The 2,172-nt window shown below is 43.5% G+C and carries 1 protein-coding gene; it reads left to right on the top strand.

All coding sequences use genetic code 11. The annotated features are described in order from the left end of the window. Positions 1 to 397: 397 nt before the first annotated feature. Positions 398 to 2,116, top strand: a complete 1,719-nt coding sequence (locus WBM98_RS12725) for a purine-cytosine permease family protein (RefSeq protein WP_424366398.1) — start codon at positions 398 to 400, stop codon at positions 2,114 to 2,116. The last annotated feature ends 56 nt before the right edge of the window (positions 2,117 to 2,172 follow it).

The following is a 2,172-nucleotide window of genomic DNA, read 5'->3' as shown; positions in this document are numbered from 1 at the left end:
ATTCATGAATGCTTCGCATTTGATCCTGCTTCTCGAATTCCCAATCTAATAAATTCCACAATTTATACTTCGCTTCGCCAAGCGAATTGATGACCAATAATTTGAGAGTATAATGAAGTACTTTTCTCAAATTATTGTCATAGAATTTATTATCTTTTCATTCTCAAAGCAGAACTACGTTTAACCCTGAGTTGTAAAACATTTAAAAAAGTTCCTAGAATTGGTCGAAAAGATTAGATTTATATACGAAATAATAAGAGTTGACATAGTAATTGCGTTTGGACTTTACTCTATATAATTTTTCATAATTTGGCACTTTTCCCAACATATTTTGACAAAAAATAAAAACATCCCGCTAATATTTATAGGAATCTAATTTCCAATACCAACCTAAAATATGAACACCACAGAAGATTTTAAACAATTTGAAAACCTAGACGAAGAATATTTACCGGTTGCCAAACACAAATTACACGATTGGACTCATTTTGCGGGACTCTATGCTGCCGAGCATGTCGCGGCTACGGAGTTTGTCATCGGGGCGACCTTTGTAGCTTTAGGAGCCAAGACCATGGATATCATTTTAGGGCTTCTGATCGGCAATATCCTCGCAGTATTGAGTTGGCGCTTCATCACTTCCCCTATTGCAGTTGAAACACGATTGAGCCTCTATACCTATCTGAATAAGATTGCCGGCGACTCGATGACCAAGTTGTACAACTGGGCCAACGTCATCATCTTTTCCGTGATTTCGGCAGCGATGATAACGGTCTCGGCAACAGCGGTTCGTTTTGCTTTTGATATTCCCGCGCAACTTAATTGGTATCCTACCAATGTCTGGTTTATTTTGATCGTATTAGCGGTGGGTATTGTTGTGGTTTCCATTGCCCTCTATGGATTCAATGCTGTTTCTGAATTTTCGGGCCTCTGTGCACCTTGGCTTTTTGTCATGTTTACAAGTGGCGCTATGGTGCTCCTCCCCGCTTTGTCCTTGGATGTTTTGGATAAAACCTTACCGACAGGGTGGACCGATATTATGACACTCGGAGACCAGCGTATCTGGACAGGCATTAACAGTGACGGAGCACCCGGCATCGGATTGGTCGAGGTCATCGGCTTTGGTTGGGCCGCCAATACTATCACCCATTTCGGGTTGGTTGATATGGCCCTCTTGCGTTTTGCCAGAAAGAAGAACTACGCATACGCCTCCAGTACCGGAATGATGTTCGGTCACTATGTAGCATGGATTGCTGCCGGAATCATGGGCGCCGGTGCCGCTGTTATCTTAGGAAAATCCATCGTAGAACTCGATCCGGGCGATGTGGCCTATTATGCCCTCGGTTGGTCCGGATTTGTGATTGTGATCGTAGCGGGTTGGACGACCGCGATTACCAATTTATATAGAGCGGGTTTGGCCGCGCAAGCTATTTTCTATAATCATTCCCGGATGATAACGACAGTTGTGGTAGGTGTGGTCACCGTTGTCATCGCCTGTTTCCCCTTTGTGTTTTCACAAATATTACCGCTACTTACCTATGCGGGGCTGCTGGTCGTTCCTGTTGGGGCGATTGTGTTCGCAGAACATCAGATATTCCCTAGAATTGGCTATACGCGCTACTGGTCTTCGTACCGCCAGCTGACCTTTAGTATGCCTGCCGTTGCCTCTTGGGGCTTGGGCTTGGCCTTCGGTTTTGGACTGAATGCCTTGGACGTAATTTCCTTTTTTTACCTGTTTATCCCAACTTGGTTTTTTACCATCGCAGTGTATACACTGCTCGCTTCCCGTTATGGGGCGAAGCAAAAGTATCCTGAAGAAGCAAAAGAAGAACAGCTGCGCAACGAAACCATCCAACGTTTTCAACAACAGCAAGCAAGAGAGGAACCTGTTATTTCGAAGGATGTTTCTTTTTTCTCTAAGGGATTAAAATTCGTAGCGATATCAGCTTTGGTCGCCACCATCGTTTTGGCCTGTAATGTGCTATTTGCAAGTACTACGGAAGCAAATTATATCGAAAATCGGGAACTCTTTTACACCTACGCATTCATTTGTACCATCATTTATTTCGTGTTGGCCTATTGGGCGCTAAAACGCGGGAAATCAAATACCACAGCATAAACATGGAAATTCCAATACAAATCAATCAAGAAAATTTGGCAGCAATAGGAAGCCGT

Origin of the sequence: Maribacter sp. (genome assembly GCF_049667165.1) — a bacterium.
Lineage (GTDB): Bacteria > Bacteroidota > Bacteroidia > Flavobacteriales > Flavobacteriaceae > Maribacter_A.
This window is presented reverse-complemented; position numbering and strand designations above follow the sequence as displayed.